This is a genomic window from Agrobacterium sp. H141 (genome assembly GCF_057158725.1).
The window spans coordinates 1,399,607-1,426,531 of sequence record NZ_CM169893.1; the positions used below are offsets into that span (position 1 = coordinate 1,399,607).

The following is a 26,925-nucleotide window of genomic DNA, read 5'->3' on the forward strand; positions in this document are numbered from 1 at the left end:
CATCCTCGAAGCGATTGAAAGAGACTTTTACGCTCTCACCCACAGGAGGTCGTGATGAGCAGTAAATACAAGCGCAAGGGCAGGCAGAAATTCATAATGCTCGATGCCTATGTGAAGCGCAGCAAGGCATGGAAAGAACTGTCCCCGGTCGAACGAAATGCCTATCTGGAGGTGAAATGGCGCTACAACGGATTGAACAACGGTAGGATTGGGCTTGGATGCCGAGAACTGGCTGATGAGCTTGGAATGGGGCGCACCACAGCGGACCGTGCGCTGGACAAGCTGGAGAAGGTCGGCTTCATCTGCAAAACGAAGCCGAGTGCCTTCCACGTGAAAAACCGCGCCGTCACGGAGTGGCGTCTTACGGAATACCCATGTGACGTAACAGGCGAATTGCCGACCAAAACCTTTATGAGGTGGGTGCCGGAAGAAAAACAACAGTCCCGTCCAGCGGACACACAGTCCCACCCACGGGACACCACATACAAAAAAGCAACTGAAAAGGCCCACGACAGTCCCACAGAGCGGACTGTGAAGCCCGATTTGACCATTTCACAGTCCCGTACAGCGGACACATATAGATATACCATGGGGAGTGCTTCTGATGCAGCGTGATGACCTTCGTCTGTTCAACTTGCAGCATCCGTCCGAACTTCTCATCTTCCCAATGTCTCGGCGGACAGGTAAAATTCGGCGCACCGCCTCGATATTGCTCACCAAGTCCCAGGACCGCGAAGCCTCAAATCTCTACCTGAAACAGGTCACCGCTAGTGTGCGCAAACAGATGGACCGACTTGGTCTGGCTGAGGAGACGATACAAGCCGAATTGGAGCAATTCTTTCTAGCTGTCGAAAATGAAGTCACTCGCATGAGACGAACTGTGCGGAAAGGCGGTGCAGCATGAAAGCCGAATTCTATGTCCGCATGGCGAGCATTACCCACGAAACCGCTGTAATCGATTGTGAGGCTTTTATCATCCAGCTTGAACAGCTGCGGGAGCGATGGGTCGTAATGGGCCGGCAAGGGGAAAGGATTGCACCATTCGCCAACTGTGACACTCCAGAGCAGGCAGAAGCCGTGCTTAGCTATCTGCAGGAATGGATTGCGCTGCTTCTGTGTGAGCAGGGCGAGGGGAGGCTTCATTGATCGATGTAGATATCTCCGAACCTGTTGTGATCATTTGGAAGCCCCCCACTTCCGCATACCCGTTTGTGGAAGGGGGCAGCGCAGGAATGCCATTTGCGATCAACTTCCGCGGTGGACTGTGGGATGGCGACTTCATCGGCGCATGCTCGACCTATGCTGAGGCCTTGGACGGGGCGAGAATGGTCGCCGATGCGCTCGGTCTTGTTCCACTTGATCTGACGGGGGAAGCGCATACGCCCCCGGGATAGGTTCTCCTGGGTGAGGGGGCCGTCCGCGGGGACGCGGCAGCGCAATGATTGAGCAGTTTTTGCCGAACTATTTTTGGAGTTCCGGTTCCGCTTTTTGCTCTTCTGGATCTGGAGGGCAGAAATTCGAAATGTTTCCGAGGCTTACCTATTCCATACGAGCGAAAACTGGCTGCATCCTCAGAGCAGACGTCTGCATAGTGGGTTTAAATGTCTTCCTGCTCAACTTGTCAGAATTTGAGATGGGGCACACATCGTTGCCGCGACTCAACCAAAAGTCGCTTGGGGTATACAGTCAGCCGTCGCTTCGTGATTCTCCAGCAAGTTGAGCGACGCACAACATTAGGTAGGGAATGCTTTGAACAACGAAGATGATATTCTCAAAGCTATCTCTGATTTCATGAAGGGAAAGTCAGGTTCGCCCGACATGGAAATGGCAAAGCTTTCGATTGAGGGCACTTTGCCGCCAGATGCGCTCAATTTTCCGAAAATGAGTTCCAACTACGGTGAATTTGTCAAAGAATACTCGCTTGTCGCACACGGCTTGTCGAGTTGTTCGTTAGAGCATTGCTTGGCCATAATGGGGTCGATGCTCACACTGCCAGAGTTTCAGTCAAACGCTTATCGGCTAGAAGTGCTAGTCCATCTGGCATTCTTATGCGCGAAAGGAAAAAAGCGCCCATCCCGAGCGCAGATCGTAGCGTGGTTCAATCAACTGGATAAGGGCACATGTGGTCGGCAAGAAGACGCGGCGGAAGACGTGTTTATGTCAATCGCTTCAATGAAGGCAGGTGATTTCCGCTTGTTTGAAGGCAACGCGGAAGGCAATGGATTTCACACGCAGTTGTTTTTGACAATTCTGGACGACATGCCCGATAATGGCTCCTATCGGGCGCTGAAAGCTGCCGTCTACAGTTTACTCCGGTTGTCAGATGCACTGGCCGAACGAACTGGAATTCCGGTGTACGGTGTTGGTAACACTACGCCGGTCTCGAATATAAGAAAACCTGATGATCGCATCTGGGCAGAATTGCGCAAGCGGGCGACATTTACGCTCCAGGAATTGGAGGATCTCGAAATTGCTCCCAATTCGCTGCGTCCTTTCATAGTTAGCAGCAATGATGTGGAGAATCTGGAGGCTTATTGTCCCGGACATAGCCCACTCGACTTTAAACCAATCTATCCCACGGAAAATGGGCTAGTCGTCTATCAACCCGGCCTGATCGGTACGGCGATCAGATGTTTTCTTATTGCACGCTGCATCCAAGCAGGCATGGAAGAGAGCCTTCATGCAGCGCTTGCAAATGCCTATACGATGCATTTTGCGAATGAGAGTTTCTTGGGGGGGGGGGCTCCTCGGCTCGAGATGCAGCGATACGAAAGTTTTTATGCGTCCCAGGTCGTGAAGGAAATAGATCCGGGAAGGTATTTGCACTTCTTGTTTTTTGTCGATGGCTTCGAAGATTTTGACAATGGTGGTTTCATTGGAGTCAATCCAATAAAAAAAATCAGTGATTTTGTTAACACTTCTGTCGATCACGCGTACCAAACATATGCATCTGTAGACGGATTTCGGGAGGGGGTGACATTCGTAATCGGTTGTGGTTGGGGGCGTTCATTGGGGCTGGGGCTTGGTAAAAACCCTTCAGGTTGGCGAATAGAGATGATCCCAGCGCACGATGCGACCACGCTAAGCAGAACTCCGTCATTTCAAACTCTCGACCTACTTCGCGTGTTGGATGCAAGCGATGCGTTAGGCCGTTTGAATATTGAGGTCATGAACGCTAATGGTTTTCTCAATCTCTTCGCGTGGATCAAAGGGAATAATGGTCACATTATCCCGCACGAAAAGATGGATGATGACCTGCTCAATGAGTCCGGACAAGGCTTCTTCAATATTCCTCTAAACTGTAATCTAAGGCTGCGCCACACAGCATATCTGTCGGTCGACGTGCGGACTTTAACGAGACCTGACGGCTCAGTAGCAAAACTGCGAAGAGCGCACGGTACTCCCCGATACGGCACCGAAGACCTATCGCCGTTCTATGCCGATATAACTGCCCTGGAAGAACGGATATTTCGGTCTGTCTACATTGGACAGCGCGGAACTTATTGGGTTGAAGCCAATACGTCGCCTGACTTGGAACCCGAAACCAGATTTCACCTTGGCAACATGACGATGCATTGGGGTGAGTTGGTATTCCAGCATTTCGATCAACTTAAGCGTACTCAAGATGGTGTTCGCGTATCTTGCTGTTTTCATTATCTGGATCGCAGGTTGCCGGTTGGAAGTGATCCAATACCAACTACTGATGACGTTTCTGTGCTGGTTAGCATTAGAAGTGACGATACCGGCGCTTCGGTCACTTTCGATGTGAAAGAAGGGTTTATTTCGGCTGGTCGCCGCCCCGATAACCTTGGCGAACGGGCTATCGTCCGAGCGCTCATACGGTCTTGCTTTACTGCATTGTCTGAAGCACCGGATGAGGACGAAATAGATGCCACCGTCAATGAAGTGGTTAAAACCGATAGCGCTCGTCACTTCCATGCATTTTCCGTTCCTCAACTGCGCGACTACATCAAAAGCGATCTGCCCGATAGGTTTCAAATTATTGAGAAGATGGACGATGCCTATACCCGTTTGGGTCTGGGCTGGCTTTGCAGAAAGCCATCCGAGGGTAGCCACATTGAAGGGATTAATGAATGTAAGGCTTACCTGAGAAAGCTGGTGAATGAGCTGGTTCAGAATTTTAAAGCCAACGTTGCGCAGTTCGACAAATGTATGCTCATCGAGCAGTTGCTTCGAAATCAAGAAGCATTGTTTGCAGAAATGGATACGTGGAAACGGACCTACGGTGCCGTTGAAGCGTTGAGCTCGGATAAATCTCTGGCAACGCGTGAAGCCATAAAACAAATCGGGAATTTCAACGCAGCAAGCCTGTCGTCGCGGATAGCAATAGAAGCGGCAATTTGTGAAAGTCCGCTCAATGGCGGTTTAAAGCCGGGGAACTATGACCTCGCGCAGATGCTAGCTCATGCATCGTTGATACACCACATGGGCGGATACTCTGAAGCTATGGTCGCAGGAATGATGCCCCCGGAGATCAAAATTTCGCCTGCCGGTGAAGTGATGATGAACCATGAGTTTTCTGAGGAAATCATTCAGCCTTTTGGTGAGCATTTCCAGTCCAGTTCACTTAGAAACTCTGCGCAGACATACATCGAGAATTACGCTTCGGCATCTGACGGAGGTGCCGAAGAAAAATCAGAGCAGACGCATTCTGATCACGATCGGCAGTTTGAGGAAGCTTGGCATGAGGAATATGGTTTTACTGTAGATAACTTGCAGGCTTTTGTCGGCGGCTTTGACTCATTGCTGGTGGCTGATCGCAAAGCGGTACTTCAGATGAAAATGTCAGACCTGATTAAGCGGCTTTGCAGCAAAACTGCTCTCTCTTCTGAAATTGTTGCTGCCTGTATTCAAGCATTTTCGTCCATTCCACGTGAGAAGTGGGATGTGTCGCCTGAAGGATATATGAGTTCTGCTTGGTTCCCCTGGCAATTCCAACGGCAACTCTCGCTGGTTTCTCGACCGATCATTCAGCTCGAAAATATTGACGATCCGGACTGCTTAATTGCGCCTGCGATGATTATTATGAACATTGCGAAATTCGTTTGCGACGCGAGAGATGGTGCGCTTGATCAGCGAATATTCAAACAAGACGGCCTAATGTTCAAATGGGTTGGACTAGTGAACGGCGATCAGGGGGAAGCGTTCAATGAAAAAGTCGCTGAGAAACTCCGGACCACCGGATGGGATGCACAAGCCAATCTGTCGGACGGCCAGATTCTCAACAGGAAGAAAAACCCGGCATTTGGTGATGTGGATGTCCTTGCATGGGACAAAATGCAAAAGCGCGTCCTGATTGTTGAATGCAAAGACCTGTCATTTGACAAAACAATCGGCGAAATCGCGAGACGGCTCGCCAATTACAAAGGCGTTTTGAAAGCAAACGGCAAACGTGATGATCTAAAAAAGCATCTCGATCGGTGTGAAGACATTGAGGCCAATATCGCACATTTATCTCAGTTTGTCGGATTTGATGTCGAACGCATTGAAAGGGTCTTGTTGTTCAGTCAGTCAACGCCCATCCAGTTTTCAAAGATCGCCGAGCTATACGCCGTCACAACCTGTACATTTGCAGATATTGCAAAGCAATTTGTCATTTGTTCTGAGTAACTGGTATTGTGGGTGGATCGGTGCCAAAGCACGGGAACGTGACCGAGCAGCGATTTCGACTCGCTGTTCGCCATTGCTACCCACCTGTCTAAATCTGGCTTACAGACGACCTTATGACCGACCGGGACAGCTTAACGGCCCATTGCACGCGTCCCTAGCCTTATCGCGGCTAATCAAGTGCGGTTCCCCACCTGGTTGTAATTCGTTGCGGACAGGAATCAGATTGGATTGGCGCACTGTATAAATCTGCCGCCGTAGTTCACTGTCACCCTGCAACTGAAATTAATCTTCTTCATTGGGGCCCAGATCCTGCGCATAAACATCAATACAAGTTGCGCAACACAGTAGACTCATCACATATTGTTATCATTGTAAACTCCCCCCGATCAGGCTGGAGGCACTGACCGAATACGATGATAGTCTTCTCAACGCGAGCAGTCGGCTCGCTCACATCCTTTGATCCCCGAATGCGAACGATTGATGCGGTCCTAGCAACCGAAACGCCGGTGCGAAGGCAAGACTGTGAAGGGCAGTTCGATGAGGTGCTAGTGTGCCGTCGCGAAGCAATCGATACCGCCCGTATTGAAAACATGGCACTGCTGGATAGCCACCAAGCCTTCGGTGTCGACGCGCGGCTAGGCTCGGTTGTCCCGGGTTCGCTTCGGTTTGTGCGAGATGCTGCATTAGTGACAATCAAACTCTCACGCAACGACAAAGCTGAAGGCATCTTCCGAGACTTGGAAGACGGGCATCGCTTTTCTGTCAGCGTCGGCTATCAGCTACTCGAAATAGAACGCAATGAAAGCCCGCTGGGCGGAGTGCCGGTGGTCCGCGCAACACGTTGGCAACCAATGGAACTGAGCATCGTAAACGTTCCGGCTGACCCCAATGCAACTACCCGCGCCAATCACAATAATGAGGAAACCTCCATGACGGAAACGCTCACCCGTGCCGATCGTGTACAGACCATTCGCGCCATTGCGGACCTGGTATGCCTTAAAAAACACCATCCTCTGCTTCGACAAGCCCTTGCAGAAGACATGGATGTCGAGCAATTTCGCGCCGCCGTTCTGAACTACTTGGTCGAAGAACAAGAAAAGGCTCCGACGTTTCCGCATTCCTCCATGCGAGGCATGGTGGATGAAACCGACACCCGCCGCCGTCTTGCGGCAAACTCGCTTCTGCATCGCCATGGACTGACGGCCAAACTGGAGGATGGCGCACAGGAGTATCGAGGTCTCGATACCGTTGGCATGATGCGGAAACTGCTGGACCATTCTGGTCAGAGCAGTAGCGGCTCCCCAAGGGAAGTGATTGAGCGCTCCTTGCATACCACATCGGACTTCCCCTCGGTGATGAACAGCGTCGTCAATACGACGCTATCTTCGACCTATGAAGCAGCCGCAGAAACGTTCAACCTGATCTCCAATCGCAATGTGGTCCAAGACTTGCGCGAGGTCCATGTCATCGAAATGGGCGATGCGCCGAGCCTCGAGAAGGTGTCCGAGAAGGGCGAGTACAAGCGAGGTAGCATCCGTGAGAGTGGAGAAGGCTTTACGATGGCGCACTACGGCAAGGTCTTCGGCCTGACCGAGGCTATGCTGATAAACGATCAGTTGGGCGCATTTGCACGTGCGATCGCAGCATGGGGGCGGCAGGTAGCCCGCCTTGAAGGCGACATTGTCTGGAACGCGGCACTGAATGGGAAGCTGAAAAACGGCAACACTCTCTTCCACGCCGACCACAACAACATAGCCACCAGTGCGGCCCTGTCTCAGGCGAGCGTGATCGAGGCTCGTAAGCAATTCCGCAAACAGAAGGACATGGATGGCAACCTGATCAATATTTCGCCGAAGTATCTGTTCGTTGGTACTGACCACGAAATCACGGCCCAGATGCTTACTCAGGCGTCTACAGTGCCGCAGACAGCCGATCAGGCTATTCCCGAGGCGATCCGTTCTCTGGTGCCCGTGTATGAGCCGCGTGTAGATGCACTCCTGTCCGAAAAGGCATGGATGCTATTCGCATCGGTAGAAGACACGATGGGTCGCGGACTTCAGCACTCCTACCTTTCCGGATTCGAATCTCCCCGTCTCAAGGAGCGCTGGGGATTTGATTATGACGGCGTTGAATATCGGATCGATCATTATTTCGGTGCGGGCATCACTGACTATAGATTTGCCGTGCAGAACGCCGGTACCTAAAGAATTCGGGCTGGGGAGCCTGATGACGGAGTGGGTGCCTCCTAAAAACCACCCCATACGCCAGCCGGCTGTCCACTCCGTCGACCGGTGCGGTAAGTCCGAAAGGACATCCGCCGATTAGAGCCCGGCATCGCCCCTGGACCCCGCGTTTCTTTGCCGCGGGAGTGAGGGGCGCCCCTCAAGAAGGGACACAGGCTCTGGGCGATTCGAGATCGTGACAGTTCGAGCAGATAGCTTATCACGAAAAATGTGGTGGCTCGTTGAGCGCTAACCCCTGTATTTTTGATACTCTCAGTATCATCTCACCTCATTTTTATACGCCGCGTATTGCTAGCCGATACATGGCGTATTTTATTGATATAATTACATTTTATTTGTTGACGACCTGCGCTTCTCGGAACTTCATGGGGGCGCCACCAACCCATGAGGACCACATGAATGACTTTCACAACACATTGAAAACAGCACCGATTGGAGACCTCGCCATCTTGTTCCGGGCCTCAATGCGGATCGTTGCGGCGCTTGAGGATGAAGGAAATCGACCCGTATCCGACGGATGTGCACAGTTGCTTCGTTGGCAGGACGATGCTGACGGAAGGCTTGGCGAAATTGCCGAGGAATTACGGTCTAGGGCACCTGCGACTACGGAGGATGCAGAGCGACGGTTTGCTTGCCTGCTTGCCTATGGGGCGCTCACCTGCACCACCGAGTACGATCTTCGGTTAATGGTCTAGGGGCAGCCGAACCTGCTAACGCACATCAAAATGTTATGAACAGATTTATGTGCAGCGGACAGAACTCGGTAATTTCTGTTTTTATTACAGTCACTTAAGTGAATGAATTGGCGCACCCGACAGGATTCGAACCTGTGACCTTTGGAATCGGAATCCAACACTCTATCCAGCTGAGCTACGGGTGCATGGCGGTTTTGGGCCGCTTTGTGTGATGGCTTCATAGCGCAGAGTTTGGTCAGCATCAATCGTGAAAATATGCTTTTCCGTCCTGCCTTGAAACTAACCGACATACGTCGGTCTGCTGAAGCTCTGTGTGGATGTTTAGCGGCGCCTTGAGACAGTTTATGACTATAAAAGTCTTCGCAGAATGTCCCAAGTCTAGGAAAGGGCTTGAGATTCTTTTTCTGTTCTGTAGCCTGTTAAATATTGTGTGGATCGCGATTGAAGTGTACCCGTGATCTGGGGACAACAATAGACTGGCTTGGGGATGGCCGATAATTTTAATAAAGAATCTGAAGCTGAAATTGATTTTTCGATGTTTGCCGACGCCGTTGGGTACCGTCTGAGACGCGCCCATCTTTCGGTTATGCAAAATTTCAACGAGACGCTGGCGGCCAAGGGGTTGCGGCCTGCGGATTTTGCCTTGTTGATGCTGTTGACGAAAAATTCCGGTTTGAAGCAGAGCGAAGTGGCGCAGGCCCTGGGCGTGCAGCGTGCGAATTTCGTTGCCATTGTCGATGGTCTCGAACAACGCGGATTCGTCGAACGGCGCAAGTCCGAAGTGGACCGGCGCGTGCAGTCGCTCTATCTCACGCCTGAGGGCTTTGCCTATCTGGACGAGATCCGGCCTGTCTGGCAGGGATATGAGCAGCGCATAACGGAGTTGCTGGGCGGTCCAGAAGCGAGTGCGGAATTATGCGCGTTGTTGGGGCGGCTCTATACGGAAGGCTGATGCTGCTCATTCAGCGCGCGCGGCTCATCGCTTCGTCAATCAGGAGATTGGCAATCTTCATGCGGCTGGTCGCCTGTTCGCGAAACTGCGGCGCCAGCCGGTCAGGATGATTGTTTCTGGCAAAGGTGCGGCGTTTCTCGGACAGTTGTGCCGGCGTATCTGACTGCGACAGCTGTAGATCTTCGAGAATTTCAACAACGGACAGGCGTTCCAGGTGCGGCGGCATCCGGGGCTCGGGTTCCTGGCATTCCGGCTTTGGCTGCGGGGGTGGCGGGCCGCCTTCTGCCATTTCCTGATAGGCGGCGGCATGCTGTTCGAAGGCCGCCTTCGACGGCTCCGCCTTTTCTGCAATGAAGGCGGCGCCAAAGCCGCGCAGCTTGTAGGCTCCGGGCGCTGCCGCATCCGGCTCCAGTTCTTCCGCCTCTTCGGCAAGACGTTCCAGCACTGACTGAAAAATTGATTGTCCAAACAACATCAAATGATCTCCGCTTCTATGGCTTAGGCGCGCAAGGTGGCGCGGGGCTTGCCGGAGCCGGGGTGCCAAATTGGTATGGTTGAATTGTCGGTCCGTTCCGTTGCAGGATCGCGCCGAATTGATACGCCCTTCGACAGGAGACCGTCTGCATGCCCGTCACGCCGCGATACATCATCGAGCCTCAAAGAGCGGTGGAGGTCATCCATTCAACCGATGTGCTGGTCGTGGGCTCCGGTCCCGGTGGTCTTGCTGCCGCACTTGCGGCGGCGCGAAGCGGGGTGGCAGTGACACTGGTCGAGCGTTTCGGATGTTTTGGCGGCAATATCACGGTCGTTGGTGTCGAAGGTTTCGCCTGGTACCGGCACGAGAAGACGGTCGAGGCTGGTGGGATCGGCTGGGAGTTCGAGGAGCGGGCCAAGGCCATGGGGGCTGCGGCTCCAGAAAGCCAGTCGCTTTCTTACGAACTCGATTCGGAAGGCTTCAAGCTGGTGGCCGACCGCCTGGTGGAGGAGGCGGGCATCCACGCCATGCTTCACCGGCAATTCGTCGCTCCGATCATGGAGGGCGATGCGATTATTGGCATCATCGTCGAATCAAAAGCCGGCCGCGAGGCCATCCTTGCCCAGCGGGTGATCGATGCCACCGGCGATGCCGATATCGCCACGCGCGCCGGTGCGGCGGTGTTCAAGACTCCGGTTGAAGACATGCAGGCGGCCTCCGTGATGTTCCATCTGGCGGGAGTCGACAAATCGGCCTTTATGGCGGGCGTTAAAGCCGATCCGCAGACCTATGGCGACTGGTCGACCGGTGAATGGAAGATCGAGACATCGGGCAAGGAAGACCAGATGTTTTCCCCCTTTCTCTCCAAGCCTTTCGCGCAGGCCATCGAAGAGGGCTTGATCCCGAAACACCTGAATACGATCGCCGGCACCTGGGGTGTGCCGCATGACAGCGGTGAACTCACCTATATGAACCTCATTCATTTGGCCGGATGCGACGGGACCGATCCGGACAGTCTCACCCGTTTCGAGATCGAGGGACGCAGGCAGTCGATGCTGGCAATCGAGGCGCTCAAGCGTTTTCAACCGGGCTGCGAAACGGCCCGGCTTCGCAATTTCGGCATGTCCATCGGCATTCGCGATACCCGCAAGATCGATGCGGTCTACAACATGACGGAAGCAGACGCCCGTCATCAAGGGCGGTTCGAGGATACGATCGGCATCTATCCCGAGTTTATCGACGGTTATGGTGTGCTGATCCTGCCGACCACCGGTCGTTACATGCAGATCCCTTACCGCTCGATGTTGCCCAAGGGGGTGCGCAACCTGCTGGTGGCCGGCCGCGCCATTGGCGGTGACAAGATTGCCCATGCCGCCACGCGCAACATGGCGTGCTGCGCAGTCGCCGGACAGGGCGCAGGTGTTGCTGCTGCCCTGTCGGTGAAGACGGGGGCTGAGTTGGGCGGAATTTCCATGCCCGAGGTTCAGGCCGAGCTTCAGCGGCAGGGCGTGCGTATCCATTAAAGAATGAGGCGTACGGCGCCGCTGGTTCGGCCGCTTTCGATATCGGCATGGGCGGTTGCGGCATCGGCAAAAGCGTAGTCGTGACCGCCGGAGACATCGAGACCCGCCTCCAGTCTGGAGAACCAGCCTTTTGCCGCGCATCGATAGGCTATCGGATCGGCCAGATAGGCCAGTACGCTTGGACGCATAAGGGAGCGGTTTGTCAGCAGCTGGATATCGAGCGGCGGAACAGGGCCGGCGGTCTGACCGATATTCAGCACCGTGCCAAAGGCCCTGGTGGCCTTAATGCTGCGAACCAGATTGTCACCCCCGACACCGTCGATGACAAGATCTGCGCCCCGGCCCTCGGTTGCAGCCAGCGTTTCTTCAACGAAATCTGTGTCGCGATAGAGGACGGGAATGTCGAGGCCCGCCTTGAGAGCCATTGCGGCTTTGTCGGTGGTGCTGACGGTCCCGATGGTACGAGCGCCGCGCCGTTTTGCCCATTGCACCAGGATCAGTCCAAGGCCTCCCGCTGCCGCATGGATCAGGACGCTCTTGCCCGGTTGCAGCTGGCCAACGACATCGAGCAGCAAATGGGCTGTCATGCCGCGCAGTAGCGATCCGGCAATGGCCGTGTCGGGCAAGCTGTCTGGCACTTTTACAAGTCTTTCGGCGGCGATGTTGCGGTATTGGCGATAGGCACCCACAGGCAGGCCCGCATAGGCAACGCGATCTCCGATGCGGTAGTCCTTCACGCGTGTTCCAACGGCGTCAATCACGCCGATCGCTTCCACACCCGGCACGGTTTCACCCTTTGGCATGGGGTAGAGGCCTTGGCGGAAATAGATATCGACATAGTTCACGCCGATTGCCGTCTGGCGTATGCGCACGTCGTTGGGGCCGGGGTCGACGGTCTCTGCGCTTCGCCATGCCAATTGTGCGGGCCCGCCGGGCGTGTCGAATTCAAGCTGTTGGTTCATGATGTGTCTCCGGGTTCTGATGGAACCAATCTAGGCATTGGCGCCTATCTGCGGTATTCCACATTATCGCGACATGGATGGGTGAAAATGCACACATGAACTGGGATGACTATCGTTGCTTTCTGGCCGTGGCACGCGAAGGAAGCCTGTCTGCGGCGGCCCGCAGCCTGCATGTCGATCACACCACAGTCGGGCGGCGGCTTGCCTCTTTGGAAGATGCGCTTGGCGTGCGTCTGGTTCACCGCTTGACGCGCGCGGTCATGCTCACCGATGAGGGGCGACGGCTTGCAGATCTGGGTCTCGAGGTGGAGACGGCGATGCAGGCCGTGTTGCGTGCTGCTGCCGGCGCGCAACCGGATATTGCCGGCGACGTGCTTGTCAGCGCGCCTCCCGCCTTCGTCACCTGCGTTCTCTGTCGCGCACTGCCCTTGATCAAGGAGCGCTATCCCGCTCTGGTGCCGACATTCGTCGGCGATATCGGCAGTGCCGACCTCAATCGTCGGCAGGCGGATATCGCGCTTCGCATGTCGCGCCCGACCCAGCCGGGACTGGTCATCCGAAAGCTTTTCGATGTGACGTTTCGGTTTTATGCCGCAGAGGACTTTGAACAGTCCGAGGCGGATTGGCCATTCGTCACCTATGATGTGGACAATGCAGTGCTTCCGCAGATGCGTTGGCTCGATACCGTTCTTGGCGGACGTCACATCGTCGCACGCAGCAATGACGCCTATTCGCAAGCACAAGCGATTTCCACAGGCATGGGCGTGGCTTTGTTACCCGATTTCGTCGGTGAGCTTTTTCCCGGTATCAAACCGCTCGACACCAAGCTCAAGCCGCCTGTTCGGGAAATGTGGCTCGTGGTCCATGAAGATCTGAGACAGGCGCCGCGCATTCGTGCGACGATGGATTTTCTGGCCGAGGTACTGCCGGGGCTGTCACCCCGGCACTAACCAATATTGACGATCAGCTCTGGCCTTGCGACTGGCTCTGCCCCTGTTGTTCGACAACGACCGTCACGTTCAGGTCCTCTCCAGATGCGCCAAAACGCATGCCGGAAATAGGCGCGGCATCTTCATAGCAAAGGCCTGTGGCGAGGCGCACATAGCGGTCGTCCGGGCACATATTGTTGGCAGCGTCAAAGCCAACCCAGCCAAGGCCGGGAAGATGGGCCTCCGCCCAGGCATGCGTCGCCACCTGCTGTTCGACGCCGTTCATCATCAAGTAGCCGGAGATATAACGGGCCGGAATGTCGAGGAGGCGTGCCGCCGAGATGAAAATGTGGGCATGGTCCTGGCACACACCGGTGCCGCTTTCCAGCGCCTGTTCGCCCGTGGTTGTGGCTGTGGTCATACCGGTTTCATATTTGACCGTCTCACTGATCGTATTCATCAGGGAATGCATGACCTCCAGCGGATTATCGCCGGACAGGCTGCGGGCAAGTTCGCGTATCAATTTTCCCGGCTTGGTCAGGGGCGTGTCGCGCAGATAAAGCCAGAGCGGCACAAAACCCAGATGCGGGCCGAAAACGCCGGTTCTGTCTTCCGTCTCCACCTCGCCAGAGGCGACGATGTTGACGGCATGGGTTTCACCCTCGGTCGAGACGAGATGGACGTGATTGCCGAACTGGTCGTTATAACCGGCTTCGACAACAGCACCGTCCACCTTGATGTTCCAGCTGCGGACATTCTGTCCAGGGCCGATGCAGGGGGTGAGCCGCAATCGCTGCAACGAGTATTGCACCGGCTTGTCATAGGTGTATTCGGTCGTATGGGTGATCTTCAGGCGCATGACGTCATTTCCTGCTGGGCTCGTTTCTATTTGTAGAAACGATAGCCTTCGGTGATCTCCTGGCTGAGCTGGTTGTTGCGCGAGATAAAGGTATCGAGAAACTCGTGCAGCCCCTGTTCCATGATGTGTTCAATGCCAACCGTTTCCAGGGTACGCTTGATCTCCGCAGCTGTATCATCTGCCGGGACGCGTTCGCCGTATCGTTTGGCGATGTAGCCGAGATTGGAGACGATCTTCTCGTAACAATAGGCGAGGGATCGCGGCATCTGTCCGTTGAGGATCAGGAAGTCGGCTATATTGGCAGCGTTATACTCGCCATCATAGACCCACCGGAACGACCGGTGGCCGGAGACGGACCGAAGGATCGATTCCCACTGCATGTTATCCAGTGACGAGCCAACCTCGCTGATGGCCGGAAGCAGGACGTAGTATTTCACGTCGAGAATTCGGCTGGTATTGTCGGCGCGTTCGACGAAGGTGCCGATGCGGGCGAAGTTGTAGATCTCGTTTCGCAGCATCGAACCGTGGAAGGCACCGCGCACCAGACCGGCACGACGCTTGATAATGTCGATGACCTCGGGCAGATCGGCTGATTTGAGCCTGCGGGCGAGGACATGTTTCAGTTCGATCCAGAACTCGTTGACCGCTTCCCATGTTTCGCGGGTGAGGGCTGTTCTGACCATGCGTGCATTGTTGCGTGCCGCTTCCACACACGACATTACGCTTGCGGGATTGGCGCGGTCACGCAGCAGGAAATCCACCGCGTCGGCAGAGGTGACCTTGTCGTATTTCTCGCAGAAGGTTTCGCGCACGTCTGCACTTTGCAAAACGCCGTCCCAATCGTCATCGGACGCGCCGGTGCGCGTCAGCGACATTCTCAGGCCCGCATCGACGATGCGAGCGACATTCTCTGCCCGCTCGATATAGCGGAACATCCAGTATAGGCCATTGGCCGTTCTTCCCAGCATCACCATGGCTCAGTCCTCCAGCACCCAGGTATCCTTCGTGCCGCCTCCTTGTGAGGAGTTGACGACGAGCGAACCCTGCTTGAGGGCCACGCGGGTGAGCCCGCCCGGAATAATGCGTACCTTGTCGGAGACCAGTACATAGGGTCTGAGATCCACATGGCGCGGGGCAATGCCCTTTTTGACCAGGATCGGAACGGTCGAGAGCGACAGCGTTGGCTGGGCGATATAATTGCTGGGCCTTGCTCTCAGCTTCTCGGCGAAGATCGCGCGCTCCTTCTTGGTCGAGGTCGGGCCAACCAGCATGCCGTAGCCGCCCGAGCCGTGCACTTCCTTGACGACCAGCTCTTCCAGATGCTCGAGCACATATTTGCAGCTATCGGGTTCTGAGCAGCGCCATGTGGGCACGTTTTCGAGAATCGCCTTGCGACCGGTATAAAATTCGACGATTTCCGGCATGTAGGAATAGATCGCCTTGTCATCGGCAATGCCGGTCCCGGGTGCATTGGCGATAGTGATGTTGCCGGCACGGTAGACATCCATGATGCCCGGAATTCCCAGCGCAGAGTCGGGACGGAAGGTGAGGGGGTCGAGAAAGTCGTCATCGACGCGGCGGTAGAGCACGTCGATCGTCTCATAACCCTGCGTCGTGCGCATCTTTACCTTGCCATCGACGACACGCAGGTCCGAGCCCTCAACCAGTTCTACGCCCATCATGTCGGCGAGGAAGGAGTGCTCGTAATAGGCGGAGTTGTAGATGCCGGGCGTGAGGACGGCGACGCGCGGCTTGCCACGACAACCGGGCGGCGCCACCGCTGCCAGCGACTGACGCAGTAGGTCGGGATAGTCCTCGACGCGCTGTACCTTGTTGAGCTGGAAAAGCTCCGGGAACATCTGCATCATGGTTTCGCGGTTTTCCAGCATATAGGATACGCCAGAGGGGGTGCGGGCATTATCCTCAAGGACGTAGAACTGGCCTTCCCCCGTTCGCACGATGTCGGTGCCGACGATGTGGGTATAGACGCCGCCTGGCGGCTTGAAGCCGATCATCTCTGGCAGGAACGTGTCGTTCTTTTCGATCAGTTCACGCGGTATGCGACCGGCGCGGATGATTTCCTGCTTGTGGTAGATGTCGTGCAGGAAGGCGTTGATCGCGATCACGCGCTGCTCGATACCCTGGGCGAGTTTTCGCCATTCCTGGGCAGCAATAATGCGTGGAATAATGTCAAAGGGAATGAGTTTTTCAGAACTATCGGCGTGTCCGTAGACAGCGAAGGTAATGCCAGTCCTGCGGAAAATGTTTTCGGCGTCCTTCGATTTTGCAATCAGATGCGCCGGATCCTGGCTGGAATACCACTCGTGATACTTCTGGTATGGCCCCCGCGGTGCGTCCCCCGCAGATATCATTTCATCAAATGCCAATGGCGCCGACTCCCCTTTTTTATGTTCATTGAGTACAACACTTCTTGCAATGCAAGAACCGTGCACAGTTCACGCAACATACTGTGTCGGGTCTCCGGAAAACCGGAAACGGCCTGTGTGGCCAGCGTATTTCATCCTTCTATTGTTCGTGGCCCCAGCGGTCTTTGCCGCAATCAATTCAGGTTTGCCCTGACTTTGATCCATAAATTATGGTGATGCCCATAATTTAGTCATTCAGCATCAAAGTCCAGTGCAATCGACCCTTCACCGAAATTGGATGCAGACATCAGCAAAACTGCTTTGACCTTTTGCTCCCCGATAACTAACGCAACAAGAGCGGGATAGTTTCCCTCTCGCGACATCATTTTCATTCTGGATATTTAATGACCCTGGATCGCCTGGCGCCCGCCATCTTCGTTTTTCTGTGGTCTACCGGATGGGTGGCTGCAAAATATGCGGGTTTTTATGCCGACCCTCTCACCTTTCTGACAATCCGTTTTGCGGTTGCGGCCGTAATCTTCTACGGGCTCTGTCGCGTTGCCGGTGTCGCATGGCCGCGCGGGCGGATGTCCATTGTCCATGTCATCCTGTCCGGCGCGTTTCTGCACGGACTTTATCTGGGGATGGTATGGTGGGCGATCGGGCAGGGTGTGCCCGCTGCGATATCGGGGATCATTGCCGGACTGCAGCCCTTGATGACGGCGGTGGCAGCGCCGTTGATCGTTGGCGAGCGACTGGCGATCTGGCAAAAGGTCGGGCTTGGCCTGGGCTTTTTAGGCATCGGGATTGCCGTTCTGCCCAACCTCTTCGCGCTGGGAGGCAACGCCATTCCGGCATTTGCGGTGATGATCAATGTCATCGGCATGGGTTTTGTCACGCTCGGAACGCTCTATCACAAGCGCTTTGTGCGCGACGGAGACCTTCGCTCCGTCGCCACATTGCAATATGTGGGGGCGGTGGCTGTGACCTTGCCGGCGGCCATGTTGCTGGAGGATTTGCACGTCGACTGGCAGATCGGTTTTTTTGTGACCATGATCTGGTCCGTGGTCGGTATCTCCATGGGTGCAATCTTGCTGCTGCTCTATCTGATCCGGCGCGGGGCCGTGTCGAAGGCCGCATCGCTGATCTATCTTGTGCCGCCGCTTGCTGCGCTTGAGGCCGCCATCGTGTTTGGCGAAAGACTGACTGTGCCAATGATCATTGGCACGGTTCTGGCTGTGGTCGGGGTGTATCTGACCAATCGGCGCGGGGCTGAGCGCCAAGCATAAAAAAACGGCACCGCGAGGGTGCCGTTTTCGTTGTTACTTCAATTTGTTGCTCAGGCTTCCTGACGCTGGCGACGCTGGCCGCCGCCCTGGTTGGCGGAGCGCTGCGGGCGACCGCCGGGCTTGCCGAAGCCACCCTTGTTGCCGCCTGGCTTGCGGCCGTCGCTGCGGGCCGGACGACCGTCGCCGGCAGCCTTGGCGCCCTGGCCTTCGCCTGGACGCTTTGCACGATGGCTCTTCGGTGCACCAGCACCCTTGCCAGCATGGTTGCGATTGGCGCCACCGCCGGCGCGACGCTGGGGACGGACCGGGCGGTTCAAGGTCGCATGCGGTTCGCCGCTTGCAACTGCGATCTCGATGCCCATCAGACGTTCGATATCGCGCAGCAGGCCACCTTCGTCAGGGGCGCAGAATGCAACTGCGATGCCTTCACGACCGGCGCGGGCCGTACGACCGATACGGTGGATATAGGCGTCCGGCACTTCCGGCAGGTCGTAGTTGAAGACGTGGCTGACGGCCGGGATGTCGATGCCGCGGGCCGCGACGTCTGTTGCGATCAGTGTCTTGATGTTGCCGTCGCGGAAGCCCTTGAGCGCGCGTTCACGCTGGCCCTGGCTCTTGTTGCCGTGAATGGAGGCAACCGAGAAGCCGACGATTTCCAGATGCTTCATCAGCTTCTCGGCACCATGCTTGGTGCGCAGGAAAACGATGGTGCGGCCATCTGGATTTGCCGTCAGGATCTGCTTGAGCAGTTCTGTCTTGTGGTTCTGGCCGTTTACGAAGTGGACATACTGTTCCACCTTGTCTGCTGCCTTGCCGGGAGGGCTGACTTCGACCTTGACCGGGTTGGTCAGGAAGTTGGCGGCGAGATCGGCAATTGTCTTCGGCATGGTGGCCGAGAACAGCAGGGTCTGGCGCTTCGGCGGCACAAGCTTGGAAATCTTGCGCAGATCATGGATGAAGCCGAGGTCGAGCATCTGGTCAGCTTCGTCGAGAACGAGATGCGTGACGTGACGCAGGCTGACGGCATTGCGGTCAAGCAGGTCAAGAAGACGACCGGGCGTGGCGACCAGAATGTCGGTGCCGCGTTCCAGCATCATCTGCTGCTTGCCGATCGAGGCGCCGCCGACGACCTGTACGATCTTCAAAGGCGTCTTGCGCAGAAAGTCGCGCAGGTTGTCGCCGATCTGGTTCACCAGTTCGCGGGTCGGTGCGAGGATGAGCACGCGGGTTGAACGGCCCTGCGGGCGTTCGCCGTTGTTGAGAAGCATTTCGATGATCGGCAGGCCAAAGGCTGCCGTTTTGCCGGTGCCGGTCTGGGCGAGACCGATGAGGTCGCGGCCTTCGAGAACCTGCGGGATGGCCTGGGCCTGGATCGGCGTCGGGGTAGTGAAGCCGAGCTGTTCAACCGTCTTTACGATTTTGTGGGACAGGCCGAGGGTTTCAAAAGTGGTCAATTCAATTGCCTTTCGGGGGCGCCAACAGCAATCGGGCACGATCGCGTCTTGCGATCCTGCCTGCTCTTGGCGTCAAGAACCCCGCGTGAAGTGGGAACTTGTGTGTTGGAAAATGCTTCCCAGCGCTGCGACCGCAAAGTGCGGCCTCTTCATCTGTGCGCTTTTGTCCTTCTTCGCGAAGTCTGTTCGCAAGGCGCGCTCACGCGGCGGCCGGAAGGTGAAAGCTGACCTGCATTTGGGCTCAAAGCGTCTGAAAGTCAAGCAAATGTTTTTGCAGTGCAACCGTCAGCTGTCGCACGAAGTTCGACAGAGGGCTGCAGATCACCGTCAACTGGCGAGTTTTTCACTATAGAGCGGCTTGGCGTCGCGACCGTAGAAAGTCGCATTGCTACCATTCGCTGAGAGTTCCATCAGCAGGAAGCCGGGTTCGGAGCGGGAGAAAAGGCTCTTGTCGTGATGCTTCACAGGTCGCCCCTTGCTGCCGCCGCCGGAGACAAAGTAGGAGACGCCGTTATCGCTGAGCGCTTCCAGGTCGTGATCGTGCCCGCAGAGATAGGCATTGACGCCATACCGGACGAAAAGCGGCTTCAAAATACGGATCAGCTCTTTATTGTCGCCATGTGCGCCCCCGGAAAAGAGGGGATGGTGGCCGGCCACGATCTTCCAATCGGCCGTGCTGGCCGCAAGTTTCTGTTCCAGCCATTTCAGTTGATCGGCTTTTGCCCAGCCAAACCATTCTGTGATCATGCCGTTCTGGATCAGGACCTCGGTGTCGAGAAAGAAGAAATCTGCCGTCTTCGAGCCCACGCTTTTGCTCATGGTGTAATAGGTGGACGGCATGTTCCAGCGTGGATCGACGCTGCCATATTCCAGTTCCGCATCCACATTGCCCTTATGGTCATGATTGCCGAGCACGGCATACCAGGGGAGTTGCAGTGCCGGTGCCTTGTAGATGGCTTCGAAGGTCGAGGTCCATTTGGGATCTTTGATATTGGATACGCCAGCTTCGTAAAAATTGTCGCCGGTGGAAATAATGAAAGTGACCGCCTGCTGCTCGGCGACTTTGGCCATGGCGTCGGCAACGGCTGTCTGATCCGCCTCGACTGCCTCATCGCCCCAATCGCCAAGAACAAGGAAGGACAGGTTGTCGTCGGCTTTAGTCGCCCATGCGTGACTGGAAAGGCTTGCGAGGGTGAGCGCAGATGCGCCCAGCAGAAAATGGCGTCTTTTCAATTCCATGATAGGGCTACCTGTCTTTTTGATTCAGCTCAGGGCGTGGTCCGGGCCGAAAGGTCTGGCGTGAAATTAAGAGTGAAGCGCAATCCGCCAGACAGCCGGTTCTCGATGCAGATCGACAGATCATAGGCGGTGGCGATGTCGTGGACGATGGAGAGGCCGAGACCTGTTCCAGGTGTGGTGAGGTCCAGTCGCGTGCCGCGTTCCATCAGCCGGCTGATATCGTGCGGATTTGCGCCCGGGCCATCATCTTCAATAACAAGACGGCGGCTCTTCTCGTCGAACTGGATAAGGATGGAGGAGCGTGCCCATTTGACGGCATTGTCGATGACATTGCCGAGCATTTCTTCAAGGTCTTGCTGGTCGAGTGGAACCGGAGTGTTGGTGGCGACCGTCACCTGCCAGTCCAGATATTCGCCGCGCGGGGTGCGTTTGAGCGTTCGGACAATGCGCTCGACACCGAGTGACAGATCGGCGCTCTTTCCCGATAGCGCACCCGTTGCTGCGATCCGGCTCCGGCTCAGTTCGCGATCCACATGCGATCGCATGACCGTCGCGAGATGGGCAAGCTCCTCGCCAATGTCCTTTTCTCCGCGTTCTTTCAACGTCTCGGCGTCGTTGGACAAGACAGTAAGGGGCGTCTTCAGCCCGTGGGCCAGGTCGGCTGCGCGCGAACGGGCGCGCTTGATGGTTTCCGATTGTGCTTCCAGCAGCCGGTTGACGGCTTCGACGACGGCTGAAAGCTCACGCGGGAAGGGGCCGGTCAGGCGTTCTGCCTGTCTCTCGCGAATGCGATTGAGGCCTTCACTCACGGAATACAGGGGCTTGAGGCCGAAGGTCAGCTGCGCGAGCGAAGCGGCGATCAGGAAGGCCGCGATTGCCACCATATAGGGGATGATGTCTTCGGCGAAGTCGTTGCGTGCCTTCGTCAGCACCTTCGCGTCCATCGCCACCGCAACCCGCACCGGCCGTTGTCCATCCGGGGCCGCAAAGAGAAGCATCTGTTCCTGGATGATCACCTGTGAATTGTCGGGCCCCTTGAGAGAATAGCGGTCTGTTTCACCGATCTTCTGGTCATCGACGGGGAGGGGAAGAACATAATCCCAGAGCGATTCAGATCGCAGCTGCACGCCCTTGTGATCGTCTTCCACCTGCCAGTACAGGCCGCTATACGGCCGATCGAAGCGGGCGTCTATCGGTCGGACGGGGGGCAAGAGTGTGCCATCGGCAGCAAAGGTCAGTGCGCCGGTAATATTGTTGATATGGTCGGTCAGTTCCTGATGGATTCGCCGTTCGAGACTGTTGGTAAAGAGTGCCACCAGCGCGAAACCAGCAAGTGCCATTGCCGCCAGTACACTGAGGACCGACACGATCAGAAAACGGCCGCGGATAGATTGGATCATTCCGGCGCCCCGCCGATGCGGTAGCCATATCCCCTGCGTGTCGCGATAACATCCTTGCCAAGCTTCTTGCGGAGCCTGCCAATCAGAACTTCGACCGAATTGCTGTCGCGCTCGAAATCCTGCGCATATAGCTGTTCCGTGAGTTCGATCTGGGAAATATGGCGCTCGTGGTTGAGGGCCAGAATGCTGACGCAACGATATTCGAGCGGCGTCAGGTCGATCTGCTCGTCGCCGCGATGAACGGTCTTGCTGCGTGGATCTATGGTGATGCCGGCAAATTCGAGCAGCGGGTTGGCCTGGCCGGAGCTGCGGCGGATGATGGCGCGCAGTCGCGCCAGAAGCTCTGCCATCTGGAAGGGCTTGGCCAGATAATCGTCGGCACCGGCGTCGATGCCTTCGACACGCTCCTGCCAGTTTCCGCGCGCCGTCAGAATGATGACGGGCATCGTGCGTCCGGCTGCACGCCAACGCTTCAAAACAGACAGGCCATCCAGGCCGGGCAGGCCGAGATCGAGAATGGCTGCTGCAAATTCTTCTTCGTCGCCGGAGAACCAGCCAGCCTCACCATCGGTCTCGTGAACCACGTTATAGCCGGCGCGTTCGAGATTTGCGGTCACATCGCGCGCAATTCGCAGATCATCTTCGACGAGGAGAAGGCGCATCAGTCGTTCTCCACCTGCAGGATTAGTCCGCTTTCTCCATCGACTTCAACCTCGACGACGCGACCGTCGCTGCGCAAGATGCGAAACTCGTAATAGCTCTTGTCGTTGCAGCGCTCGATTTCGATATCGACAATTGTCCCATCGACCCGTGACAGAACGGTGCGGCGCAGTTCCGACAGTGACTTGATGCGGCCGCTCGTTACATCATCGAGCACCCGGTCGTGTTCCTGTTCGTGGTGTTCTTCATGCGCGTTGCCGGCATGCGCATGGGCAACGACAAGCATCAGCACAGCCATCAAGGCGGTGCTGCACGCGGCAAATGTGATCACGGGATGCTTGGGGGCATGTCTCATGCCTTCTCAATACCATCACAAGACTGAAGTTTCGCTGACATTTCTCGTCAGTCTTCCCTCAGTCCAGGTCCACTAGGTTGCAATCCATGGCCGGGCAATGATGCCGGGCCGACAACATCCTAAGGACTTTACGATGAAAAAGATCATGTTTGCCTCGCTTTTCGCAACAACGGCCTTTGTCGGGTTTGCCCATGCGGAAAACGACATGTCGTGCGGTGATGTGCCGAAGGAAAAGTGGATGACCGAAGACCAGATGAAGGAAAAGGCGACCGGCATGGGCTTCGATGTCCGTCAGGTGAAGGTCGAAAACGGTTGCTTCGAGGTCTACGGTATCAAGGACGGCAAGAAAATCGAAGCGCTGTTCAATCCCGAAACGGGTGAACAGGTCGGTGAAGACTGATGAGCGCAGCCGAGCACATTCAGCCCGGCTCACCTGCCGGCCGCGACAGGCGGCCGGACACGGTGCGGGTCTGGGATCCGGTCGTGCGCGTCTTTCATTGGTCTCTGGTCGCGCTGTTTACCTTTTCCTTTTTCACCGGCGACGAGTGGAAGACGGCGCATATCTATTCGGGCTATGCGATCGGCTTTTCGATCGCCGTCCGGGTCGTCTGGGGCCTGTTCGGCTCGCACCATGCCCGTTTCGTCAATTTCCTCTACCATCCGCGAACGGTCGCACGGTTTCTCATTGAAAGCGCCGGAATGCGGGCCAAGCGCTATATCGGTCATAATCCCGCCGGCGGTGCGATGGTGATCGCGCTGCTGTCGATGATCACCGGTATCGTTGCGACCGGCTATATGATGACGACGGATGCGTGGTGGGGCGTCGGGTGGGTGGAAGTCACGCACAAGACACTGGTCTATACGACGCTCGGACTGATCGCCCTGCATATCGGCGGCGTGTTGTTTGCGAGCCTCGAGCATCGAGAAAATCTCGTTCGCGCCATGATTACCGGACGCAAGCGGCGCGACTGAATTGGCAGCCCCGTCCACGCCTTCATCTGCCGAACGGCGTGGAAGAAGCCCGAACGTGCCCCCGCGTTCGGGCTTCCTTGCGTCCGTGATCCGACGTTCGCTTCAAAGCGTCTCAGATCACATCTGTCGTGTCGAAATGCTGCATCAGCTTTACCGATACGATTGTCTTCATATAGGGGGCAAAGGCCGGATCGGTGCGGACCAAGGCGGCCGCCTTCTCGGCTGAGTCCATATCTTTCCATTCGACGAGGTCGGCGACCGTCTGCCGGTCTCCATGGCCGGTGAGTGCGCGCCACGAGAGGAACCCGGGATAGTTTTGTACGGCTTGCATGGCCGCGCGACGTGCAATCTCGGCCTTTGCGCTATCCGTGATCGTGCAGATAGCGATTTCGAGAACGTTTGTGTCTGTCATTCTTCTTTGTCTCCGTTGCAGATGGCTTGACCTAGCATTGTCCAACTGACAACCTTGTGGCCATAGCCTTCAAGGAGCTCGCCGATGCGTCCTGCAGATCGTCTATTTCGCATCATTCAGCTCATGCGCAGCTCCGGTCGAGCGATGACGGCGGCCGAGATTGCCGAGAAGATGGAGGTGGCACCTCGCACCATCTATCGCGATATGGAACATCTGATGGCATCGGGCGCTCCGATCGAGGGGGAACGGGGCGTCGGCTACATGCTGCGTGAGGCGTTCGATGCCCCGCCGCTCACCTTTACATTCGAGCAACTGGAGGCGCTGGCCTTCGGATTGCGTGCGGTCGAGATGCTGGGCGATCCAAAGCTTGGGAAATCAGCGCGCGAAGCCCGCGACAAGATGCTGGATATCCTGCCTGAGGATCACCGGCAGCGTCTTGTCGGCGCGCCGATCCATGCTTTTCGCTCTGCCTCGCAGCCACCGACGGAAAGTCTGTCGGAGATGCGGCGTGCCATCGGCGAGACCCGCAAGATCTGGATCGCGTATCATTCGCTGGACGGCGAGCGCAGCCAGCGTGTGATCTTGCCTGTGGCGCTGTGCGCATTTGGTACCATCTGGCTGGTGACGGCATGGTGCGAAATGCGCGATGATTTCCGTGACTTTCGCGTCGACAGGATCGAGGATTGGCAGATGCTGTCAGACCGTTTCACCCTGGAGCCGCATCAGGCCTATGAGGTCTATCTGCAGCGACTGCAAAAGGGCTGATCAGAAGTCGGTCTGTACACCGCCTTCTTCCTTGCGTCTTGCAACGAAAGCGTCGAGCTCTTCCTCTATGGCCGGATCCAGCGGTGGCCGCTCATAGGCGTCCAGTGTTTGCCTGCAGACGCGGCTGGCGTGTTCGAATGTGGTCGGGCGTCCGGCATCGGTCCATGTCTCGAAGTTGCGCCAGTCAGACAGGATCGGGGAATAGAAGGCGCTCTCATAGCGTGCCAGCGTATGCGCTGTTCCGAAGAAGTGGCCGCCTGGGCCGACCTCGCGGATGGCATCGAGTGCCAGGGCATCCGGCGATGTATCGAGCGGTTTGAGGAACTCGGCCACCATCTGCAGCATGTCGACATCCAGAATGAACTTCTCGAAGGATGCGGTAAGCCCGCCTTCCGACCAGCCGGCGGCATGCATGATGAAGTTGCCGCCGCCTTGCGTAAGGGCCCAGAGCGAGAAGGCCGATTCATAGGCTGCCTGGGAGTCGACCGTGTTGGAGGCGTTGGTGTTGGAGGTGCGGTAGGGCAGGTTGTAGCGGCGTGCAAGCTGACCACCGGCGATCACGGCCTTCATGTATTCCGGTGTGCCAAAGGCAGGTGCACCGGTCTTCATGTCCACGTTGGATGTGAAGCCGCCGTAAATGACGGGTGCGCCCTTTCGCACCATCTGGGTGAAGGCTATGCCGCACAGAGCCTCGGCATTCTGCTGGACCAAGGCGCCAGCAATCGTCACCGGGGCCATGGCCCCCGCCAGGGTGAACGGAGTCATGATCACGGGCTGGTTGCGGGAGGACATTTCGATGATGCCCTGAAGCATCGGGCCATCCAGTCTGAGAGGAGAGGAGGAATTGATGACGGTAAAGAGCGTCGGCTCCATCTCCATCTGTTCCGCCGTGATGCCTCTGCCGATGCGTGCGATCTCCAGCGCATCGAGATTGCGCTGTTTACCGAGCGAATAGCAATGGAATGGCTTATCGGTCAGTTTGACCAGGTCAGACAAGCAGTCCAGATGGCGTATGGATGCGTGGATGTCAGTCGGTTCGACGGGATATCCGCCGGTCATATGAATGATGTCAAAGGACTGGGCGAGCTTTAACAGCTTACGGTAGTCCGCCTGATTGCCGGCCCGTCGTCCACCTTCAAGATCGCTGACAAAAGGTGCGGATGCGATCTGGGCAAAGGCCAGATTCCGGCCACCTATGGCGACATTGCGGGCGCTATTGCGGGCATGAAGGGTGAACTGCGACGGTGCCGAGGCAATCAACTGCATGATCAGGTTGCGATCAAAGCGCACGCGGTCGGAGCCTGGATGAACGTCTGCGCCGGCACGCTTCATATAGTCCCGCGCCTCGGGCAGCATGATATCCATGCCGACGTCCTCGAGAACCGTCAACGAGGCCTGGTGGATATTCTCCAGTGCATCGGCAGACAGCAGTTCGCTGTGGGCAGTCGGGTTGACAAGGCTGCTGTAGTGTCGATCCGGCACCGTGCGTTGACGTTCCCCTGATCTGCTCGACGATCGGCGTCGGCGCTCAGGAGCGGGTGCGTTACTATCAGTCTCGGGCAAGGCTGTGGAGATATCATCCGTCATGAAAATACCGTTCCTTTTGATAGACCCTGAATTTGACAGAGTTGAAACAATATTTCTTCCGCCAAATGCGACAATCACCCGGCTCATCTGGAACATTGGACAAGATACAGGGACAGGCGATTCAGTATTTGCGCATGTTGCGAATGGTTAACGAATT

The 26,925-nt window shown here is 56.3% G+C and carries 26 protein-coding genes, 1 tRNA gene and 1 pseudogene; 14 read left to right on the forward strand and 14 right to left on the reverse strand.

Annotated elements, in window-relative coordinates:
* The first annotated feature begins 54 nt into the window (after nucleotides 1-54).
* From ACWPM9_RS06375 to ACWPM9_RS06405, 7 genes are all read left to right on the forward strand, one after another.
* Nucleotides 55-615 carry a hypothetical protein gene (locus ACWPM9_RS06375; RefSeq protein WP_484757130.1) on the forward strand — a complete coding sequence of 187 codons (561 nt, stop codon included), beginning with the start codon at nucleotides 55-57 and terminating at the stop codon, nucleotides 613-615.
* Nucleotides 605-904: a DUF6074 family protein gene (locus ACWPM9_RS06380; RefSeq protein ID WP_484757131.1), complete on the forward strand. Its 300-nt coding sequence runs from the start codon at nucleotides 605-607 to the stop codon at nucleotides 902-904. The genes ACWPM9_RS06375 and ACWPM9_RS06380 overlap by 11 nt, the downstream gene beginning before the upstream one ends.
* Nucleotides 901-1,146, forward strand: coding sequence for a hypothetical protein (locus ACWPM9_RS06385; RefSeq protein WP_484757132.1), 246 nt, complete (start codon nucleotides 901-903; stop codon nucleotides 1,144-1,146). The genes ACWPM9_RS06380 and ACWPM9_RS06385 overlap by 4 nt, the downstream gene beginning before the upstream one ends.
* Nucleotides 1,147-1,232: 86 nt before the next feature.
* A complete protein-coding gene (locus ACWPM9_RS06390) occupies nucleotides 1,233-1,394 on the forward strand; it encodes a hypothetical protein (protein WP_484757133.1) in 162 nt (53 codons plus the stop codon).
* A gap of 355 nt (nucleotides 1,395-1,749) precedes the next feature.
* Nucleotides 1,750-5,631, forward strand: coding sequence for a hypothetical protein (locus ACWPM9_RS06395; RefSeq protein ID WP_484757134.1), 3,882 nt, complete (start codon nucleotides 1,750-1,752; stop codon nucleotides 5,629-5,631).
* Nucleotides 5,632-6,098: 467 nt separating this feature from the next.
* The gene (locus tag ACWPM9_RS06400; protein ID WP_484757135.1) at nucleotides 6,099-7,835 is read left to right on the forward strand and encodes a prohead protease/major capsid protein fusion protein; all 1,737 of its coding nucleotides are present in this window, start codon (nucleotides 6,099-6,101) and stop codon (nucleotides 7,833-7,835) included.
* 434 nt (nucleotides 7,836-8,269) lie between these two features.
* Nucleotides 8,270-8,569, forward strand: a complete 300-nt coding sequence (locus ACWPM9_RS06405; RefSeq protein WP_484757136.1) for a hypothetical protein — start codon at nucleotides 8,270-8,272, stop codon at nucleotides 8,567-8,569.
* Nucleotides 8,570-8,677: 108 nt separating this feature from the next.
* On the opposite strand, the gene ACWPM9_RS06410 is transcribed toward ACWPM9_RS06405, so the two are convergent.
* Nucleotides 8,678-8,754 (reverse strand) — tRNA-Arg (locus tag ACWPM9_RS06410).
* 302 nt (nucleotides 8,755-9,056) lie between these two features.
* On the opposite strand from ACWPM9_RS06410, the gene ACWPM9_RS06415 reads away from it, so the two are divergent.
* Nucleotides 9,057-9,521: a MarR family winged helix-turn-helix transcriptional regulator gene (locus ACWPM9_RS06415; RefSeq protein ID WP_484757607.1), complete on the forward strand. Its 465-nt coding sequence runs from the start codon at nucleotides 9,057-9,059 to the stop codon at nucleotides 9,519-9,521.
* A 10-nt stretch (nucleotides 9,522-9,531) separates the two neighbouring features.
* Here the strand turns inward: ACWPM9_RS06415 and ACWPM9_RS06420 are convergent, their stop codons facing one another.
* Nucleotides 9,532-9,996, reverse strand: coding sequence for a hypothetical protein (locus ACWPM9_RS06420; RefSeq protein ID WP_484757137.1), 465 nt, complete (start codon nucleotides 9,994-9,996; stop codon nucleotides 9,532-9,534).
* A 149-nt stretch (nucleotides 9,997-10,145) separates the two neighbouring features.
* Here ACWPM9_RS06420 and ACWPM9_RS06425 point away from each other — a divergent pair, with 149 nt between their 5' ends.
* Complete coding sequence (locus ACWPM9_RS06425; RefSeq protein ID WP_484757138.1) at nucleotides 10,146-11,519, forward strand: FAD-dependent oxidoreductase; 1,374 nt, start codon at nucleotides 10,146-10,148, stop codon at nucleotides 11,517-11,519.
* Here ACWPM9_RS06425 and ACWPM9_RS06430 read toward each other — a convergent pair.
* A complete protein-coding gene (locus tag ACWPM9_RS06430; RefSeq protein WP_484757139.1) occupies nucleotides 11,516-12,481 on the reverse strand; it encodes a quinone oxidoreductase family protein in 966 nt (321 codons plus the stop codon). The two genes, ACWPM9_RS06425 and ACWPM9_RS06430, sit on opposite strands and share 4 nt — an antisense overlap.
* 77 nt (nucleotides 12,482-12,558) lie before the next feature.
* Between ACWPM9_RS06430 and ACWPM9_RS06435 the strand changes: the two genes are divergently transcribed.
* Entirely contained in the window at nucleotides 12,559-13,431 is an 873-nt protein-coding gene (locus tag ACWPM9_RS06435; protein ID WP_484757140.1) for a LysR family transcriptional regulator, read from the forward strand.
* A gap of 13 nt (nucleotides 13,432-13,444) precedes the next feature.
* Here ACWPM9_RS06435 and ACWPM9_RS06440 read toward each other — a convergent pair whose 3' ends face one another.
* The 4 genes from ACWPM9_RS06440 to ACWPM9_RS06455 form a co-directional block, all read right to left on the reverse strand.
* Complete coding sequence (locus ACWPM9_RS06440) at nucleotides 13,445-14,269, reverse strand: transglutaminase family protein (protein WP_484757141.1); 825 nt, start codon at nucleotides 14,267-14,269, stop codon at nucleotides 13,445-13,447.
* A gap of 26 nt (nucleotides 14,270-14,295) precedes the next feature.
* Nucleotides 14,296-15,237, reverse strand: a complete 942-nt coding sequence (locus tag ACWPM9_RS06445) for an alpha-E domain-containing protein (RefSeq protein ID WP_428187515.1) — start codon at nucleotides 15,235-15,237, stop codon at nucleotides 14,296-14,298.
* A 9-nt stretch (nucleotides 15,238-15,246) separates the two neighbouring features.
* Nucleotides 15,247-16,656, reverse strand: a complete 1,410-nt coding sequence (locus tag ACWPM9_RS06450) for a circularly permuted type 2 ATP-grasp protein (protein WP_428187451.1) — start codon at nucleotides 16,654-16,656, stop codon at nucleotides 15,247-15,249.
* A gap of 230 nt (nucleotides 16,657-16,886) precedes the next feature.
* Nucleotides 16,887-17,027 carry a hypothetical protein gene (locus tag ACWPM9_RS06455; protein WP_484757142.1) on the reverse strand — a complete coding sequence of 47 codons (141 nt, stop codon included), beginning with the start codon at nucleotides 17,025-17,027 and terminating at the stop codon, nucleotides 16,887-16,889.
* Between the two features lie 12 nt (nucleotides 17,028-17,039).
* Here ACWPM9_RS06455 and ACWPM9_RS06460 point away from each other — a divergent pair, with 12 nt between their 5' ends.
* Nucleotides 17,040-17,924, forward strand: coding sequence for a DMT family transporter (locus ACWPM9_RS06460; protein WP_484757143.1), 885 nt, complete (start codon nucleotides 17,040-17,042; stop codon nucleotides 17,922-17,924).
* A 59-nt stretch (nucleotides 17,925-17,983) separates the two neighbouring features.
* Here ACWPM9_RS06460 and ACWPM9_RS06465 read toward each other — a convergent pair.
* The 5 genes and pseudogenes from ACWPM9_RS06465 to ACWPM9_RS06485 form a co-directional block, all read right to left on the reverse strand.
* Nucleotides 17,984-19,378 (reverse strand): annotated as a pseudogene (locus tag ACWPM9_RS06465) (DEAD/DEAH box helicase); the annotation flags it as partial.
* 327 nt (nucleotides 19,379-19,705) lie between these two features.
* Nucleotides 19,706-20,617 carry a purple acid phosphatase family protein gene (locus ACWPM9_RS06470; protein ID WP_484757144.1) on the reverse strand — a complete coding sequence of 304 codons (912 nt, stop codon included), beginning with the start codon at nucleotides 20,615-20,617 and terminating at the stop codon, nucleotides 19,706-19,708.
* A gap of 29 nt (nucleotides 20,618-20,646) precedes the next feature.
* Entirely contained in the window at nucleotides 20,647-22,017 is a 1,371-nt protein-coding gene (locus ACWPM9_RS06475) for a sensor histidine kinase (RefSeq protein WP_484757145.1), read from the reverse strand.
* Complete coding sequence (locus ACWPM9_RS06480) at nucleotides 22,014-22,679, reverse strand: response regulator transcription factor (RefSeq protein ID WP_484757146.1); 666 nt, start codon at nucleotides 22,677-22,679, stop codon at nucleotides 22,014-22,016. The genes ACWPM9_RS06475 and ACWPM9_RS06480 overlap by 4 nt, the downstream gene beginning before the upstream one ends.
* Complete coding sequence (locus ACWPM9_RS06485; protein WP_484757147.1) at nucleotides 22,679-23,032, reverse strand: PepSY domain-containing protein; 354 nt, start codon at nucleotides 23,030-23,032, stop codon at nucleotides 22,679-22,681. Before ACWPM9_RS06485 ends, ACWPM9_RS06480 begins: the two co-directional genes overlap by 1 nt.
* Nucleotides 23,033-23,165: 133 nt before the next feature.
* Here ACWPM9_RS06485 and ACWPM9_RS06490 point away from each other — a divergent pair, with 133 nt between their 5' ends.
* Both ACWPM9_RS06490 and ACWPM9_RS06495 read left to right on the forward strand, forming a co-directional pair.
* A complete protein-coding gene (locus ACWPM9_RS06490; protein WP_428187444.1) occupies nucleotides 23,166-23,432 on the forward strand; it encodes a PepSY domain-containing protein in 267 nt (88 codons plus the stop codon).
* Nucleotides 23,432-24,004 carry a cytochrome b/b6 domain-containing protein gene (locus ACWPM9_RS06495; RefSeq protein WP_484757148.1) on the forward strand — a complete coding sequence of 191 codons (573 nt, stop codon included), beginning with the start codon at nucleotides 23,432-23,434 and terminating at the stop codon, nucleotides 24,002-24,004. The genes ACWPM9_RS06490 and ACWPM9_RS06495 overlap by 1 nt, the downstream gene beginning before the upstream one ends.
* 112 nt (nucleotides 24,005-24,116) lie before the next feature.
* On the opposite strand, the gene ACWPM9_RS06500 is transcribed toward ACWPM9_RS06495, so the two are convergent.
* Nucleotides 24,117-24,416, reverse strand: coding sequence for a hypothetical protein (locus ACWPM9_RS06500; protein ID WP_428187442.1), 300 nt, complete (start codon nucleotides 24,414-24,416; stop codon nucleotides 24,117-24,119).
* 84 nt (nucleotides 24,417-24,500) lie between these two features.
* Between ACWPM9_RS06500 and ACWPM9_RS06505 the strand changes: the two genes are divergently transcribed.
* Nucleotides 24,501-25,181, forward strand: coding sequence for a helix-turn-helix transcriptional regulator (locus ACWPM9_RS06505; protein ID WP_484757149.1), 681 nt, complete (start codon nucleotides 24,501-24,503; stop codon nucleotides 25,179-25,181).
* Here ACWPM9_RS06505 and ACWPM9_RS06510 read toward each other — a convergent pair whose 3' ends face one another.
* On the reverse strand, nucleotides 25,182-26,768 hold the full coding sequence (locus ACWPM9_RS06510; RefSeq protein ID WP_484757150.1) for a trimethylamine methyltransferase family protein: 1,587 nt from the start codon (nucleotides 26,766-26,768) through the stop codon (nucleotides 25,182-25,184).
* Between the last annotated feature and the right edge of the window lie 157 nt (nucleotides 26,769-26,925).